The sequence below is a fragment of the Streptomyces sp. NPDC003247 genome (assembly GCF_042888135.1).
GTDB lineage: Bacteria > Actinomycetota > Actinomycetes > Streptomycetales > Streptomycetaceae > Streptomyces.
Genome location: NZ_JBIAPF010000003.1, coordinates 850,857 through 866,562 on the forward strand (window position 1 = coordinate 850,857; position 15,706 = coordinate 866,562).

At 73.9% G+C, this 15,706-nt stretch carries 13 protein-coding genes and 1 tRNA gene; 3 read left to right on the top strand and 11 right to left on the bottom strand.

Going from position 1 to position 15,706, the window contains the following annotated elements; genetic code table 11:
• Window positions 1–35: 35 nt before the first annotated feature.
• Window positions 36–563 carry an ATP-binding protein gene (locus ACFYWQ_RS13080; protein ID WP_389515695.1) on the bottom strand — a complete coding sequence of 176 codons (528 nt, stop codon included), beginning with the start codon at window positions 561–563 and terminating at the stop codon, window positions 36–38.
• 148 nt (window positions 564–711) lie between these two features.
• Between ACFYWQ_RS13080 and ACFYWQ_RS13085 the strand changes: the two genes are divergently transcribed.
• Window positions 712–1,647 (top strand): helix-turn-helix domain-containing protein, encoded by a 936-nt coding sequence (locus tag ACFYWQ_RS13085; protein WP_389515959.1) that lies wholly within the window; start codon window positions 712–714, stop codon window positions 1,645–1,647.
• Window positions 1,644–1,859: a DUF397 domain-containing protein gene (locus ACFYWQ_RS13090; RefSeq protein ID WP_389515697.1), complete on the top strand. Its 216-nt coding sequence runs from the start codon at window positions 1,644–1,646 to the stop codon at window positions 1,857–1,859. The genes ACFYWQ_RS13085 and ACFYWQ_RS13090 overlap by 4 nt, the downstream gene beginning before the upstream one ends.
• Window positions 1,860–1,942: 83 nt before the next feature.
• Here ACFYWQ_RS13090 and ACFYWQ_RS13095 read toward each other — a convergent pair whose 3' ends face one another.
• The 10 genes from ACFYWQ_RS13095 to ACFYWQ_RS13140 form a co-directional block, all read right to left on the bottom strand.
• Window positions 1,943–3,394, bottom strand: coding sequence for a hydrolase (locus ACFYWQ_RS13095; protein ID WP_389515699.1), 1,452 nt, complete (start codon window positions 3,392–3,394; stop codon window positions 1,943–1,945).
• A 127-nt stretch (window positions 3,395–3,521) separates the two neighbouring features.
• Entirely contained in the window at window positions 3,522–4,718 is a 1,197-nt protein-coding gene (locus ACFYWQ_RS13100; RefSeq protein ID WP_389515702.1) for a VWA-like domain-containing protein, read from the bottom strand.
• Between the two features lie 11 nt (window positions 4,719–4,729).
• Window positions 4,730–5,944 carry an AAA family ATPase gene (locus ACFYWQ_RS13105; RefSeq protein WP_389515704.1) on the bottom strand — a complete coding sequence of 405 codons (1,215 nt, stop codon included), beginning with the start codon at window positions 5,942–5,944 and terminating at the stop codon, window positions 4,730–4,732.
• Complete coding sequence (locus tag ACFYWQ_RS13110) at window positions 5,941–7,758, bottom strand: ankyrin repeat domain-containing protein (protein ID WP_389515706.1); 1,818 nt, start codon at window positions 7,756–7,758, stop codon at window positions 5,941–5,943. Before ACFYWQ_RS13110 ends, ACFYWQ_RS13105 begins: the two co-directional genes overlap by 4 nt.
• Window positions 7,755–8,888: a gala protein gene (locus ACFYWQ_RS13115; RefSeq protein WP_389515708.1), complete on the bottom strand. Its 1,134-nt coding sequence runs from the start codon at window positions 8,886–8,888 to the stop codon at window positions 7,755–7,757. The genes ACFYWQ_RS13110 and ACFYWQ_RS13115 overlap by 4 nt, the downstream gene beginning before the upstream one ends.
• A 108-nt stretch (window positions 8,889–8,996) precedes the next feature.
• Window positions 8,997–9,069 (bottom strand) — tRNA-Arg (locus tag ACFYWQ_RS13120).
• 360 nt (window positions 9,070–9,429) lie between these two features.
• A complete protein-coding gene (locus ACFYWQ_RS13125) occupies window positions 9,430–10,077 on the bottom strand; it encodes a thymidine kinase (protein WP_389515709.1) in 648 nt (215 codons plus the stop codon).
• Window positions 10,078–10,126: 49 nt separating this feature from the next.
• Entirely contained in the window at window positions 10,127–11,320 is a 1,194-nt protein-coding gene (locus ACFYWQ_RS13130; RefSeq protein ID WP_389515711.1) for an alkaline phosphatase family protein, read from the bottom strand.
• Window positions 11,320–11,916, bottom strand: coding sequence for a DUF5998 family protein (locus tag ACFYWQ_RS13135; protein WP_389515713.1), 597 nt, complete (start codon window positions 11,914–11,916; stop codon window positions 11,320–11,322). The genes ACFYWQ_RS13130 and ACFYWQ_RS13135 overlap by 1 nt, the downstream gene beginning before the upstream one ends.
• Before the next feature lie 325 nt (window positions 11,917–12,241).
• Window positions 12,242–15,220, bottom strand: a complete 2,979-nt coding sequence (locus ACFYWQ_RS13140) for a GNAT family N-acetyltransferase (RefSeq protein WP_389515715.1) — start codon at window positions 15,218–15,220, stop codon at window positions 12,242–12,244.
• A gap of 178 nt (window positions 15,221–15,398) precedes the next feature.
• On the opposite strand from ACFYWQ_RS13140, the gene ACFYWQ_RS13145 reads away from it, so the two are divergent.
• Window positions 15,399–15,680 (top strand): HPr family phosphocarrier protein, encoded by a 282-nt coding sequence (locus ACFYWQ_RS13145; protein WP_389515717.1) that lies wholly within the window; start codon window positions 15,399–15,401, stop codon window positions 15,678–15,680.
• The last annotated feature ends 26 nt before the right edge of the window (window positions 15,681–15,706 follow it).

The window sequence follows — 15,706 nt, forward strand, 5'->3', positions numbered from 1 at the left end:
GACGGCCCGCTCCGCTCCCGCGCGACGGCGCGTACCTACTCGTACTCGGCGTACTCGGCCCAGACGGTCTTGCCCGGTCCGTCCGGGCACGGGTGCCAGTCCCAGCGGGCCGCGAGCTGTGAGACCAGGAGCAGTCCGCGGCCGGTCTCCTCGGTGCCGTCGTCGGCGCCCTCCGGGGCGGCGGGGCGGCGGGGAGGGCGTTCGGTGCGGGTGTCGGTGACCTCGACGCGTACGGTGCGGCCGTCGGGGGTGGCGTGGAGGCGGAGGCGGAAGTCCCGGCCGGGGACATGGCCGTGGCTCACGGCGTTCGCGGTGAGCTCGGCGACGATCAGCACGATCGCGTCGTGCGGTTCGGTGCCGTACGGGATGCCCCACGCGTCCAGGCGGACGGCCGCGAGGCGGCGGGCGAGGCGGGCTCCGCGGGGTGTGGAGGTGAAGCACATCCTGAAGGAGCGGCCCGGTGGCGGGGGCACCTTCAAGGGGGTGCAGGGGGTGGTGGGTTGAGTGGCGGGTTGGGTGGTGGGTTGGGTGGTGTCGGTGGGATTGATGGGTTTCGTCGTCACGCCCCTCACGGTCCCGCCGGTCGCGTAGCGTGACCAGTGGTGACGCAGCGACAGGGGCGGCTGTACGCGCCATGTCCGCGCGGGTACGCGCTGCGCGCCGTGACGGCGTCCCGTGCGGGGGCGTTGGGGCAAGGAGGCGGTGATGGACATGGCGGAGCGCGAGGACGCGGTGGCGGAGGCCGAGGCGGCTTCCGGATCGCACGCGAACGGCGACTCGGGAACGGTCGTGAGTCTCGGGGACGGCTGGGACAACGACGACGGGGCCGGGCGGCGACCGGAGGAGGACGCCGGGCGGGGCGTCGTCGTCGCGTTCGGGCAGACCATGAAGACGCTGCGGCTGCGGGAGGGCCTGGAGCGCGGGGAGTTCGGGCGGCGGCTCGGGTACTCGGCGTCCACGGTCGCGTCGTTCGAGCAGGGGCGGAGGATTCCGTCACCCCGGACGATCGAGCGGGCCGACGAGGTGCTGGGGGCGGGCGGGTTGCTGTGCCTGTGGAAGGAGCAGGTGGAGCGGGCGCAGTATCCGGTGTTCTTCCAGGGGATGGCCGCCTTGGAGAAAGAGGCCATCGAGCTGCTCGCCTACGACACTCTGGTGGTCAAGGGGCTGCTCCAGACCGAGGAGTACATGAGGGCGTTGCTCGCCATGAGGCGTCCACCTCTGGACGAAGAAACCATCGAGCAGCGAGTGACGGCGCGTTTGGCCCGGCAGGACATCTTCGACCGTCGGCCCGCTCCACTCCTGAGCTTCGTGCTCGACGAGGCGATCCTGCGGCGCCCCTACGGAGGCAAGGCCGTGCTGCGCGGGCAGTTGGAGAACCTGCTGCTGATCGGGCAGAGGCGCAACGTCGAGATCCAGGTCATGCCGGTCGACCGCGAGGACAATGCCGGTGTGAACGGACCGTTCACCGTGGTGACACGGAAGGACGGCAAGAAGTTCGTGTATGCCGAGGCACAAGGCATCGGCTCGCTACAGACCGACCCGGAACAAGGGGTCCTGACCGCCGCCCGCTATGGGATTATCCGGTCACAGGCTCTCAGTCCGCGAGAGTCTCTGGAGCTCATCGAAGGGTTGCTGGGATCGCTATGAACAACGCTGAGTCCTCGACCGTCGCCTCCGGCCTCGCCTGGTTCAAGAGCAGCTACAGCGGAACCGAGGGCGGTGATTGTGTAGAGGTCGCGCCTACTACGGCAGTTGTGCACGTCCGGGACTCGAAGGCCGAGGCAGGTCCCATGCTCACGGTCTCGCGTGAGGCCTGGGCGGGGTTCGTCGGGCTGGCCTCGTCGGAGGCGTCCGTCTGACCCTCGTACGGTCGTGAGAGCCCTGCCGGTTCCTTTCGGGCGGCAGGGCTCTCGTGCGCACGGGTAGACCGTGGAAAAGCGGATCACACCGTGAGCTTGACCGCTTCGATCCACGAGTCGTTGTCCCAGGTGCCGGCGTAGCTGAAGTTGTACGTGGTGGAGCCGGGGTCGCTGCACACCGAGCTGGTCCAGCCGTCGTCCTTGACGTAGGCGGACTGGCAGACGGTGCTGGCGCCGCCATCGACGGTGATGATGTGTCCCAGCATGTTCGGGGCGTCCTTCTCGGTGCTTCCGACGTAGTTGTCGACGCCGTCGTCGGCACTCGTCCAGGGACCGGGGTAGTACCCCTTGCCATCGGTCGACGCGGAGTTATAAACGTAGGCGTTGCCGGATGTGCCGTTGGTTCCGGACACGGCGACGTTGACGGCCTTGAGCGGTGTCCCCGAGCCCGCCGAGCCCGCCGTCACGCCGTCGCACACGGCGTCGGACCAGCCCTGGTCCGACGTATAGACGCGGTAGCAGATGTGCCGTGCGCTCGGGTCCTTCGCGGCCAGTCGCAGGACCGCGGTCGCCGCGGTCTCCTCCTGTGCCTCGGTCTCCTCCTCCTCGGAACCACCACCCCCCGCCCCGTCTCCGGCTCCCTCTCCGTCTCCGGCTTCGCCGGCCTGCTGTGTCTCGGTCGCGGCCGGGGCCTCGACCTCGGCGGACGGGGCCTTCGGCGCCTCGGGGGTCGGTGAGGCGGAAGGCGGCAGCGTGCTGATGGCGGCTTGCTCGAGCCTTTCGGTGGCGACGCTGCGGACCTGGGGCTTGTAGGCGATCCACAGCATCACGGCCGTGATCGCCAGCGCCATGGAGAAACTGAGGAAGACCGCCAGCCAGCGCGGCAGGAAACCCCGCTGCACGTACGTGCCCTCCACGGCCAGCGGCGTCACACCCGACCGCTGCACCGCCAGGGTGTAGGGCCGCTGCTCCGCCGACCCGAACCAGATGATCCGCCGCGGCTTCAGCGTCGTCTCCACGAACGCCGCGCGGCCCGGCTCGATCTGCACATTGCTCGGACGTATCTCGTACGACAGCTGATCACCGTTGTCGCTGCCGCTCACCGACGCCGTCAGCTTCGTGTTGCCCAGGTTGTCCACGGCCAGTCTCGGACGGCCACGGAAACGGCCCTTCACCGTCGGCGGCACCAACTCCGCCCGCATCTCCGTGAACGGAGTGATGGTGAGGTTCCCCTCGGGAACCGTCGTCGCCTCCGGATGCTCCGTCGGCGTGATCCGCACCGCGTACGGATTCGGCCCCGCCGTCGCATCCGGCGTACGCGGCGGCGCGAACGTCAGCTCCACCGTCCCCGTCGTCCCCGGATACAACCGCAGCGACTGCGGCTCCACGACGGTGTAAGGGGCGACGGAGCCCACCGCCTCGAAGCGGTACTCGTCCACCACGTCACCGGTGTTGCGCAGACGCAGCCGTACCGTCGTACTGTCACCCGGGTCCACGGTCGCGGAGGCGGGTTCGAGGGAAGTCCAGAGGCTCACTCCCGGACGTTAAACGCAGAAAAGGCGCCGAGTCAGGAAGCAATCGGGCACGATGAGTGCCCAAAGAGGCGAGACCGCTGCCCCGCTCTGGTGCGTCGTGGTCGCGGTCGTGCACGATGGCGCACCGCTACCCGGGAGAGCCGGCGGGGATGCGTACGGTCTCCACCCAGCCCGGGGGCTGGGGTGCCTCGGCGCCGATCAGGGCGGCGATGAGGCGGCAGGACGGAGTCTCGTCGGGCCAGGGCGTGTACCCGTCGGTGAGGACGACGACGATGCTCGGGCGGTCCCGGGCGGCGAGGGCGGCGGCGATACCGACGCGCATGTCCGTGCCGCCACCGCCGCCCAGGGCGATCTGCTCGGTGGCCGTCACCCGGGAGACGGCGTGCACGTCGGCGTCGCAGGCGAGGACGGTGACGCGGTTGCCCCGTACGCCGACCTCGCGCAGGACGCCCGTGACCTCGCCCAGGGCCGCGGCGAGTTCCGCGTCGCCCATCGAGCCCGAGGTGTCGACGACGACGGCCACCCGGGGCAGCGGACGGCGCAGGCTCGGCAGGACGACGCCGCGCAGCGCCGGTGTGCGGCGCGACGGGCGGCGGTAGGTGTAGTCGACGGCCCCGCCGGCCCAGGCGGCGGCCTCCCGGACGGCGCCGGACAGCGCCTGCCGCCAGTCCACCGTGGGTTCGAGGACCTCCTCGGCCCAGCGCTGCCAGCCCGCGGGCAGGGTGCCGCGGCTGCGCTGGTGGGCGCGCATCGCCTCGGCGGTGTGCCGGCGCAGCGCCTGGGCCTCGACCTCGCCGAGCGGGGTGGGACCGGCGGATCCCGGAAGGTCCCAGGGCGTCGGGCAGCCGTGGGCGCCCGATCCGCAGTCGTGTCCGCGTACGTGCGCCGGCAGCCGTTCCAGGTACGCCTCGAACAACTGCCCGGTGGGCAGGCCGAAGAGGCGGGGTTCGACGCGCCCGTCGGGCAGGCGCAGGCCGTCGGCGAGGAGGTCGTCGTTGATCTCGCAGTCCTGGGCGACGTTGACGCGGTGCCGGTCGCGCTGGTCGGCGGCGGGCAGCCGGTCGGCGCGGCCGTGGTGGTCACGCAGCAGGTGCGCCACCTCGTGCACCCACACGCCCGCGAGCTCCTCGACGGGGGTCGCGTCGACGAAGGCGGGTGACACGTAGCAGCGCCAGTGCCGGTCGACGCCCATCGTCGGCACCTCGGGGCTGGGCACGAGGGTCAGGGCGTACAGGGCCGACGCGAGATACGGCCGGTCGCTCGCCGCCCGGTAGCGGGCGGCGAGCAACTTCGTCATGTCCAGGTCCCCGCGGGATGCCGGCATGCCCGTGCGCCTCACCGGCCGCCGGGCAGGGCCCCGGACATGTGCAGCAGGTCCAGGAAGCCGTCGATGCCGGGCGGCACGGGCCAGTCGAGCCGGCGCATCGCCGCGAGGTCGGTGGCGGCCCGGGCGGCGACGTCCGGCACGCCCGCGTCCACCGCCTTGGCCAGGACCGTCCAGCCCGCCTCCCAGCGGGGCCGGGTGAGGTCGCTCTGGATGGCGGCGACCACCGCGATCAGGAAGGCCAGTTGGCGGTCGCCGCGCTCGGGCAGCGCGAACGCCTCGGGGTGGGCGAGGACGCGCTCGGGGTCCGGCAGGTCGAGGTTCTCCAGGTACGACAGCAGTTCGATGCCCGCGCCGTGCCCGACGGCGCCGGTGAGCGCGGCGGCCAGCGCCTCGCGGCCGGCGCCGGTCGCGTACCCCGTCGCGAGCAGCCGCAGCGCCATCTCCCAGGTGCGCGGGGACGGCCATGAGCGGCCCCGGCTCTCGGCGTCGGCGGGGATGTGGTGGACCAGGCCGGGCCGGGCGGTGAGGAAGCCGGAGACGGCACCGCGGGCCCGCGCGACGGCGCCGGGCACCTTGGCCGGGTCGACCGCGGGGACGGCCACCTCCGGCCAGGTCCCCGCCATGCCGCGCGCGACGGTGCGGGGGTCGTGGGTCCAGTCGAGGTGGACGAAGCGGTTGGCGAGCGGCGGGCTCAGGTGCCAGCCGTCCGCGGCGCTGGACGGCGGGTTGGCGGCGGCGACGATGCGCACCGCGTCGGGCAGGACGAGGCTGCCGACCCGGCGTTCGAGGACGACCCGCAGCAGCGCGGCCTGCACGGCCGGAGGCGCCGAGGACAGTTCGTCGAAGAAGAGCAGGCCCTGTCCGGCGCGGGTGAGCCGGACCGCCCAGTCGGGCGGGGCCATCGGCACACCGGTCACGGCGGGGTCGTCCCCGACGATCGGCAGCCCTGCGAAGTCCGACGGCTCGTGCACGCTGGCGATGACCGTCTCCAGCGGAAGGCCGAGCCCCGCGGCGAGCTGCTCCAGACCGGCCGACTTGCCGATGCCCGGTTCGCCCCACAGCAGGACGGGCTGATTGGCGGTCACGGCCAGTGCGAGGGCCTCCAGTTGGGGGTTGGCGGCGGGTTCGGTGCGCCGGGTGCGCAGCCTGCTGACCAGGTCGTCAGCGGCGGCCAGCGGGTTCGCCCCGGTCCGGGCGGTGGGGGCGGTGGGGGCGGTGCTCACAGGTCCTCGTCCTCGCCGTCGTCGTCTTCCACTTCCTCGCCGTCGCCGTCTTCCTCTTCCTCTTCCCTCTCGTCCATCCACTCGTCCCACCAGTCGGCGCCGATGCCCGGGTGTTCCTCCTGGACGCGCTCCTGGAGGAAGGCCAGGTCGTGGCGCTTGTACCGGCGGACGGTCTGGGCCAGCGAGAGCTCCGACTGGTCGACCACGTCGATCCGGGCGCCGACGGCGAGGAACGCCTCCACGAGGGCCCTGGAACCGCCGTCGTTGACCGCCACGTACAGCGGTGTGCGGTACCGGTGGTCCTGCGCCTCGAGGTCGAGTCCCTCGGCGAGCAGCCGGGGCAGGAGCGGCTCGTGGTCGAGCTGGTGCAGCACGTGGAGCAGCGTGCGCCCGCCGGCGTCGCGCACCCGGGGGTCCACGCCCGCGTCCAGGAGGGCGAGCACGCCGTGGGTGTCGCCGTGCTGGGCGCGCAGGAAGAGGTCCTGCCGCTGGGCGCGCAGCGCCTTCGGCAGCCGGCCTTCGCCGGACGTCCACGTCTGCTGGACGGCGAAGCATCCGGCGACGGCGCCGCCGAACGCGCGCAGGGCCTGCTCGCGCCGCTGTTCGTCGTCGCTGTGCGGCATGTGGAGCAGACCGCCGGGGCGGAAGCCCACTTCGTGCCAGGCGCCGCGGCACCTGACCCGGACGGGGGCGGGCGCGGCGGGACCGGGCGGGCCGACGGGACCGCCGGTGACGTCGAGGGCGGGGAACAGCGCCTCGCGGACCAGTGGGTGCAGGTGCCGCGGCTCGACTCCGCCGGCCCGCATGAGGTCGAGGTCGGGGAGCCTGCGCCAGAGGGCCTCGGCCAGGAAGGGCACGTTCTCGGTGTCGTCCTGGTTGGCGGCCCTGGCCCGCAGTCCGGCGCCGGGAGCGGACTCCGTCGGCTCCAGCAGGACGTTGGTCCGCCAGTCGCCGGCGATGACGAAGCGGTCGCCGAGGCCCTGGTCCGACAGTCGGCGGATCTCCGGCGCCAGGCGGGTGTGGTCGAGCGCGAGTGCGCCGATGAGCTGCTCGGGGTCGGCGCGGTACCAGCCGGGGCCGGTCGGGGGTGTCAGGTCGAGTTCGATCCCGGCCGCGGTGAAGGCCGCCCGGACGTCGCCCTTCTGGTGCAGCAGGGTGGCCCATTCGGCGCGGGCCGCCGGGTCGGCGGGGCCGGGGTCGGCGGTGGGCAGTTCGTCGGCGGTGCGCGGCCTGCCGTCGGGGTGGAAGAACGGCGGCCGTTCGCCGCCGCCGTACCGCGAGGCCAGGTCGGCGGTGTGCCGGGCGTCCCACAGGTGCCGGGCGTGGCGCCAGTCCTCGGTCGACCGCCCGAAGACGCCTACGGCCGTCTCGGCGACGACCGTCCGGAACTCCAGGGTGATCCGCTGCGGGCCTTCGAGCATCGCGGGTGTGGTGAGGTGGAGGTACGGCGTGGAGCGGCGGCGTTCGGCCGCTTCCACCGGCCGGTAGCGGGCGAGGACCACGGTCCGGTCGGTGTCCAGTGTGGTCCGCCCGCCGAGCACCCTGGGCAGGTGCCAGCGCACCAGGTCCGGTACCAGGTGGCGAAGGTCGTCCTCCAGGGCCTCGGCCACGTCGGAGCCGAAGTGTTCGGCGACCTCGGCCAGGTCGACGGCGACGTCCACGCCGGCCGCCGCGCACGCCCCGCGCCAGTCGCCGGCCGCACGGCGTTCGGCCGCGCGCTCGATCATGTCCCGGGGCACCGCGTAGCGGCGGATCCGCCGTCGGCTCGCCGCCTCCTCGGAGGAGAAGCTCAGGAGTTCGGGGCGGGGGCTCAACGGTAGACACTTCCTATCGCGCGCAGGTCCGGGTGGGCCCCGGCCGCGGGCCGCAGGCGCCGGCCGAAGGACCGCTTGACCTTCCGGGGCAGGCCGGGGCCCAGACCGACGTACTCCAGCGGCGAGTCGTCCGGTACGGCCGCCAGCAGGGACTTCGCGCCCCGCCCGGTGAGCCCGGTGTGGCACAGCTCCAGTCGGCGCAGGGGGCTGCCCGGGAGCGCGGCGGCCAGCGCGCGGGCGCCGTCGTCGCCGGTGGAGTTGGTGGTGGCGCCGAGGCTCCGTTCGGACATCGGCCGGCCGAGGTCGAGCGCCTCGATCCCGGCCAGGGCGCCTGCGAGGGCGCGCGCGCCGGCGGGGCCGATGCCGTTGCCGCCCAGTCCGAGACGTACGGGCCGCGTGGAGTCGGCCGCGGCCGCGAGGACGGCGGCGCCTTCGTCGCCGAGGTGGTTGGCGGGCAGGTACAGCTCGCGCACCCCCGCGTCGCGGATCAGTGCCGCCAGCAGCCCGGCGGCGTCGGCGGTCAGGCCGTTCCCGCCGAGGAAGAGGCGTTCCACCGGGCGGGGGCGGCTGGTGAGGGCGTCGAGCAGGGCGCGCAGCCCCTCGGTGGTGAGGCCGGTGTTGACCAGGTCGAGGGTGCGCAGCGCGGTGTTGCGGCGGAGCATCGCGGCGAGGGCGAGGGCGCCGTCGTCACCCACCGGATTGCGCTTGAGCCAGAGCGCGCGGACCGTGTCGTCCGTCGACAGCGCGGCGGCGAGCGCGTCGGCTCCTGCCGGGCCGATGCGGTTGCAGCCGAGGTAGAGCGTGCGCAGGCCGTGGCCGTCGACGAGCGCCCGCGCGACCGTCGAGGCTCCCTCGTCCCCGATGGAGTTGGTGCCGAGCAGGACGTGCGCGGCGTGCGGGGAGGAGGCGGCGACGGGCATCAGGCGGGCGGCGCCGGCCGGGCCCAGCCCCTGCTTGCACAGGTCGACCCGTCCGTCGGCGCGCACGGTGCCCAGCGGGAAGGTCTCGTCGGTGTCGACCGCCCGCGCCGACCTCAGCCGGGCCAGCAACGGGTCAAGCCGGGTGGGATCGACGACCGGGATGTCCGGGTGTTCGATCGCCGGGCAGCGTACGGGTGTCGGCTGCGTCATCACCACTCCACCGGTCCGTCGCCGGTGCCCGGCTCGCCGAGGGCGGCATCGCCCCCCGCCCGCCCAGGACGGACCGACGCCTATCGAGTTCCTCCACGACAAGGGCGGCAAGGCTGGTCGGATTCGAACCGACGTCCTCCAGCTCGATGCTAGGGCGCGACGACCTCTGCGCTACAGCCTTGCCTGGGATGATCATAGCCATATTCGTTGCGGTGGCGAGGAGTTGTCGGCGACTTCGGCGCCCGGGGGAATGGGCGTCCGGGCAACCGGCGTCCGGAGCACCGGCCGCCGGGCAACCAGCGTCTGGGGCACCGGCATCGGCATCCCGGCGGTGCGGGCCTCGGGCGACGGTGCGCGACGCGCCGTCGCGCCGTCGCGGTGCACGCGCGCCGGCTGAGCGGCATGGTGCGGGCGTGCCCGCCGAGCGGCACGGTGCGCGGGTGCAGGCCGAGCGGCACGGTGCGCGCGTCCAGGCCGAGCGGCACGGTGCGCGCGTGCCCGCTGAGCGGCATGGTGCGCGCGCGTGCCGACCGAGCGGGGATCAGGCCGGTGTGACCGGCAGCACGTCGGGGGACAGTGCCGCGGCGCGGGCCGTCGCCGCCGTCATACGGCGGCGGTGGTGGCGGCGGCAGAGCACCTCGTACCCGACGGTGTCGGCCTGGTCGACGTCGCCGACGACGACCTGGGCCCCCTCGACGACCATCACGCCGCCGACCGTGCGGGCGTTGTGGGTGGCGCGGTTGCCGCACCAGCACAGCGCCTCGACCTGGAGGACCTCGACCCGGTCGGCGAGTTCGACGAGCCGCTGGGAGCCGGGGAACAGCTTGGATCGGAAGTCGGTCGTGATGCCGAAGGCGTAGACGTCGATGCCGAGGTCGTCGACCACCCGCGCGAGCTGGTCGATCTGCTCCTCGGCGAGGAACTGCGCCTCGTCCGCGATCACGTAGTCCGCCCGGCCGCCGTGGGAGAGGTGGTCGACGAGGTGGGCGTACAGGTCCTGTCCGTCCTCGACCTCGACGGCGTCGGTGACCAGGCCGAGGCGGGAGGAGAGTTTGCCCTCGCCCGCGCGGTCGTCGCGGGTGAGGATCATGCCCTGGAGACCGCGCGCGGAGCGGTTGTGCTCGATCTGGAGAGCCAGCGTCGACTTCCCGCAGTCCATGGTTCCGGAGAAGAAGACCAGCTCGGGCATGGGGGGACGAGCACCTTTCGGCAAGGGGGAAGAGAGGGGTGGCGGCGCTTCAGGAGCGTACTTCGAGCAGTGGGACGAGCTGCTCGGCAGGGGTCATCGAGCCGTGGTTGCCGACCATGGCCGACTCGTTCGGCTCCCGCTGGGAGGCGATGAGCAGGACGTCGTCCCGGGCGGCGGCGATCACGTCGCCCAGGCGGGCGTACACCCGCTCGTCGATCCCGGCGGGCGGTCCGAACCAGCCCGCGTCGATCGCCTCGTCCCGCGAGGCCACCCAGAACTGCTCGCCGAGCACCTCGCGCCAGCAGGTCAGGACGTCGTTCTCGGCGCCGGGTACGGCGTAGACGTGCCGGGCGCGGCCCTCGCCGCCCAGCAGGGCGACTCCCGCGCGCAGCTCCCAGTCCTCGTCGAAGTCGATGCGGTGCTCTTCGTCGAAGGGCACGTCGACCATGCCGTGGTCGGCGGTGACGTAGAGCACGCTACGCGGCGGGAGCTGCTCGGCGAGGCGCCGGACGAGCCGGTCGACGGTCATGAGCTGGCCGCGCCAGGTGTCGGAGGCGACGCCGTAGCGGTGACCGGCGCCGTCGAGTTCGGCGTAGTACGTGTAGACGAGGGAGCGGTCGCCGGCCGCGAGGCGGGCGGCCGCCAGGTCCATCCGCTCCTCGCCGGTCAGGCGCCCGAGGAACGTTCCGCCGCTGAGCGCGACCTTGGTCAGGGGGGTGTTCTCGAAGGTGGGCGAGGACACCTGCGCGGCGTGCACACCGGCCGCGGCCGCCAGCTGGAACACCGTGGGGTGCGGCTGCCAGGCGCGCGGCTCGGTCCACGGCTGCCAGCGCAGCTGGTTCATCAGCTCGCCGGTGGCGGGATCGCGCACGGTGTAGCCGGGCAGGCCGTGGGCGCCCGGCGGGAGACCGGTGCCGACGGAGGCCAGGGAGGTGGCGGTGGTCGCCGGGAAGCCGGCGGTGAGCGGGCGGCCGGTGCCGCCGCGCGAGCTGCCGAGCAGTGCGTGCAGGTAGGGCGCCTCGTCCGGGTGGGCCTTGATCTGTTCCCAGCCGAGGCCGTCGATCAGGAAGACGCAGGCGCGGTCGGCCGGGGCCAGTTCGGGGATCGCCGCGGTCATACCGGGTACGCCCATGCCGGCGGCCAGCGTGGGCAGCAGGTCGGCGAGGGAGCCGGTGCCGTACTCGGGGACGGGGGCGGAGGAGAGGGCGAGGGGTTCCGGGTGGTCCCAGACGGGCTGAGCCATCAGCGGGTGAGGTCCGCGGTCGCCTCGGAGAGCGCCTGGGCGAACACGAGGGCCTGGCGCACCGTCTCCGGTCCGTCCCCGGCCTCGCTGACGCGCAGGCTGAGGTCGTCCGCCGTCGAGTTGCCGGTGTAGCCGTGGTCGGCGTCGCAGTTCGGGTCGCCGCAGGCGGCGGGCTCCAGGTCGATGCGCGACACGGCGCCCCAGCCGATGGTCAGCACGACCTCGCGGGGCAGGGTGCCGGGCGTGTACGACTCGGGGTTGGCGACCACGCGGCTGACCACGACGGACGAGATCCGGCCGAGCTTCACGGACTCGGTGGACGTGGTGGCGTAGGGCGTCGGGGAGGTGGTGTCGGCGGCCTGCTCGTCGGTGTGGCTGACGATGAAGCGGTTGCCGGTGAGGACCAGCACGGTCACGTGCCGGCGCACCTCGTTCTGGTCGAAGGTGGTCTCCTGGTGGACCAGGTACGACCGGATGGGCTCGCCGCCCACGGCGGCCTCCACCGCCTCGGCCACGAGGGCCGGGTAGTAGCCGCTGCGCTCGATCGCCGCACGCAGCCCCTGGGTCGTCGTACTGGTCTTGGCCATGCGGTCCATCCTACGGGGACCCACTGACTGCGAGGGACCTCTGACGACCGCGGGGAACCTCACGCCCGCCGGGAGCGTGCGGGGCGCGGGGGGGACTCGTGGCACCGGGAGCACGCGCACGGGGGGGACCGCCGAAGGCACCAGGAGCACGCGCGCGTGGGGACTGCCGGAGGCATCACCGGAGGCATCGGGAGCACGCGCGCGTGGGGAACACCAGAGGCACCGGGTGCCGTCGGAGGCGAGAGCGACGCGAGAACGACCCGAGAACCCGAGGGCGCCGGGAACCGCGCGGCGGCGGGGCTTCGCCGGGGCCGCCGGGGAGCGTTCGCGGCCGTCAGTACGTCGGGAGGGTCCGCGGGCCCAGGTCGTCGCGGGCGGGTGGGGGCGCGAGACGGACGGAGGCGCCGAGGACGCTCAGGCCGTGCGGGGCGACGACGACCGGTTCCAGCGTGACGGCGACGACCTCGGGGTGGTCGTCGACCAGCCGGGAGACGCGGATCAGCAGCTCTTCGAGGGCGGGTGTGTCGACGGGGGTCGAGCCGCGCCAGCCGAACAGGAGCGGTGCCGTCCGGATCGAGCGGACCAGGGAGGTCGCGTCACGGTCGGTGACCGGGATCAGGCGGTGCGCCATGTCGCCGAGCAGCTGGGAGGCGGCACCGGCCAGTCCGAACGAGAGCACGGCTCCGGCCGCCGGGTCGATGACGGCCCGGACGACGGTGTCGACGCCGCGCGGGGCCATGGCCTGGACGACCGGACGCACCTCCTGCGGCCTGCCGAAGAGGCCGGTCAGCTCGGCGTAGGCCCGGCGCAGCTGCTCCTCGTCCGCGAGGTCGAGCCGGACGCCTCCGAGGTCGGCGCGGTGGCGCAGGTGGGGGGCGGTGGCCTTGAGGGCGACGGGGTAGCCGAGGGCGCGGGCGGCCCGCGCGGCCTCGTCCGGGGTCGGGGCCGGGGTCGCCCGGCGTACGTCGATGCCGTACCGGCCGAGCAGCGCGCGGGTCTCGTCGGTGCCGAGGGTGAGGCCCTGCCCGCGTGCGAGGAGGCCGCCGATCAGCTCGGCGGCGCCCTTCTCGTCGATGTCGTCGTACTCGGGCACCTTGCCGGGGTCGGCGGCCTCGCGGCGCCACTGCGCGTACTTCACGGCCTCGGCGAGGGCGCGGACCGCGCGTTCGGCGGCCGGGTAGGCGGGGATGAGGTGGGCGTCCTCGGGGGCCTCGGTCGCGGGGGCCTCGGTCGCGGGGGCTCCGGTCGCGGGGACCTCCGTCGCAGGGGCCTCCGTCGCGGGGGCTCCGGTCACGGGGACCTCCGTCGCAGGGGCCCCGGTCTCGGGGGCTCCGGTCACGGGGACCTCCGTCGCAGGGGCCCCGGTCTCGGGGGCGGGGGCCGGGCCAGCGGCGTCCGGGGGTCCCGGCTCCGCCGTCCCCGGGGCGGGCGTCGCGGTCCGCGGGCGGGGGGCGGTGCTCGTGGCGGCCGACAGCGCCTCCGCGAGGCCGCCGAGCTCCACGTGCACCACGAGGACCGGTTTGGCGGGGCCGGTGGCCGCCGCCGAGCGCAGCGCCTGCGCCAGCTCCGCGTCAGCGGGTGACGCCTCGCCGATCGCGGGGATGGCCGTCACCACGACCGCGTCGCAGGTCTCGTCGGCCAGGGCGCGGGTCAGCGCCGTGTGGAAGTCCTCCGCCGACGCCTCCGTGGTCAGGTCCCGCGGCGGCAGCGGGCGCAGCCCCTCGGCGAGGCACGCGTCGTACGTCAGCAGGCCGAGCGACTCGGAGTTGCCCAGGATGGCCACCCGTGGGCCGCTCGGCAGCGGCTGGCGGGCGAGCAGCAGGCCGGCGTCGACCAGTTCGGTGATGGTGTCGACGCGGATCACGCCGGCCTGCCGCAGCAGCGCCGACACCGTGGCGTGCGGCAGCCGGGTGGCGCGCACGGCGTGCCCCTGGGGGGCGGATCCGGCGCCCTGCACCACCACCAGCGGCTTCGCCGCCGCCGTACGCCGGGCCAGGCGGGTGAACTTGCGGGGGTTGCCGATGGACTCCAGGTACATGAGGGCGACGTCGGTGTCGGGGTCGTCGTACCAGTACTGGAGGACGTCGTTGCCGGAGACGTCGGCGCGGTTGCCGGAGGAGACGAACGTGGACACGCCGGTGACGCCGGTGACGCCTCCGCCCCGGCGGTGCAGGCGGGAGAGGAGGGCGATGCCGATGGCGCCGGACTGGGCGAACAGGCCGATGCGGCCGGTGCGGGGCATCTCCGGGGCCAGCGAGGCGTTCAGCCGCACCTCGGGTGAGGTGTTGATGACGCCGAAGGCGTTGGGGCCGATGATCCGCATGCCGTACGCGCGCGCGTGCCGCACGAGTTGGCGCTGGCGCTCGCGTCCGTCGGGACCGCTCTCGGCGTAGCCGGCGGAGAGGACGACGAGTCCCTGCACGCCGTGTTCGCCGCACTCGGCGACGACCTCGGGCACCTGCTCGGCGGGGACGGCGACGACCGCGAGGTCCACGGGACCGTCGACCTCGCGCACCGAGCGGTGCGCGGGTATCCCGTCGAGCTCCTTCAGGTCCTCGGGGAACGCCTTGTTCACGGCGTACAGACGGCCGGTGAAGCCGGCCTGCCGCAGGTTGCCGAGAACGCTGCGGCCGACGCCGCCGGGGGCGCGGCCGGTGCCGACGACGGCGACCGAGCCGGGCACCAGCAGCCGGCGTACGGAGCGGGCCTCGGCGCGCTGCTCCCGCGCACGCTGGACGGCCAGGGACCGCTCGGTGGGTTCGAGGTCGAACTCCAGGCGGACGACGCCGTCCTCGAAGCTGCGTTTCTGGGTGTACCCGGCGTCCGTGAACACCTTGATCATCTTGGTGTTGGCGGGGAGCACCTCGGCGGCGAACCGGCGGATGCCGCGCTCGCGCGCCACGGCCCCGATGTGCTCCAGGAGCGCGGAGGCCACTCCCCTGCCCTGGTGGGCGTCCTGCACGAGGAAGGCGACCTCGGCCTCGTCGGCCGGGGCGGAGGCGGGCATGCCGTCGGCGCCGATGCGGTCGTAGCGTACGGTGGCGATGAACTCGCCGCCGACCGTGGCCGCGAGTCCCACCCGGTCCACGAAGTCGTGGTGCGTGAAGCGGTGGACGTCCTTGGCGGACAGACGCGGGTAGGGCGCGAAGAAGCGGTAGTACTTCGACTCGTCCGAGACCTGCTCGTAGAAGCTGACCAGGCGCTCGGCGTCATCGACGGTGATGGGGCGGACGCGCGCGGTGCCGCCGTCGCGCAGCACCACGTCGGCTTCCCAGTGGGCGGGGTACTCGTGCCGGTCCGGCGCGCTCTGCATGGGGCCCAGAGTACGGCTCGCGTACGACAACGGCGCGGGGCACTCTGTGGAGGACGGAACGTCGGGCCGAGGCCGCGGCCCGGCGACCACGGCGGCACGGGACAGAGCACCGTTCCGGGCCTGCTTCACGTGTGGAACACTGGTCTAGACAACCCTGAACACCGAAGGGCAGCAACACATGGCTGAGCGCCGCGTCAACGTCGGCTGGGCCGAGGGCCTCCACGCCCGCCCCGCCTCCATCTTCGTCCGAGCCGCCACGGCCGCAGGCGTCCCGGTGACGATCGCCAAGGCGGGGGGCAACCCCGTCAACGCGGCCTCCATGCTGGCCGTCCTCGGCCTGGGCGCCCAGGGCGGCGAGGAGATCGTCCTGGCCTCCGAGGCCGAGGGCGCGGACATCGCCCTCGACCGGCTGGCCAAGCTGGTCTCCGAGGGGCTCGAGGAGCTTCCCGAGACCGTCTGACCGTCTGAGCCCCGCTCGCCGCGCGC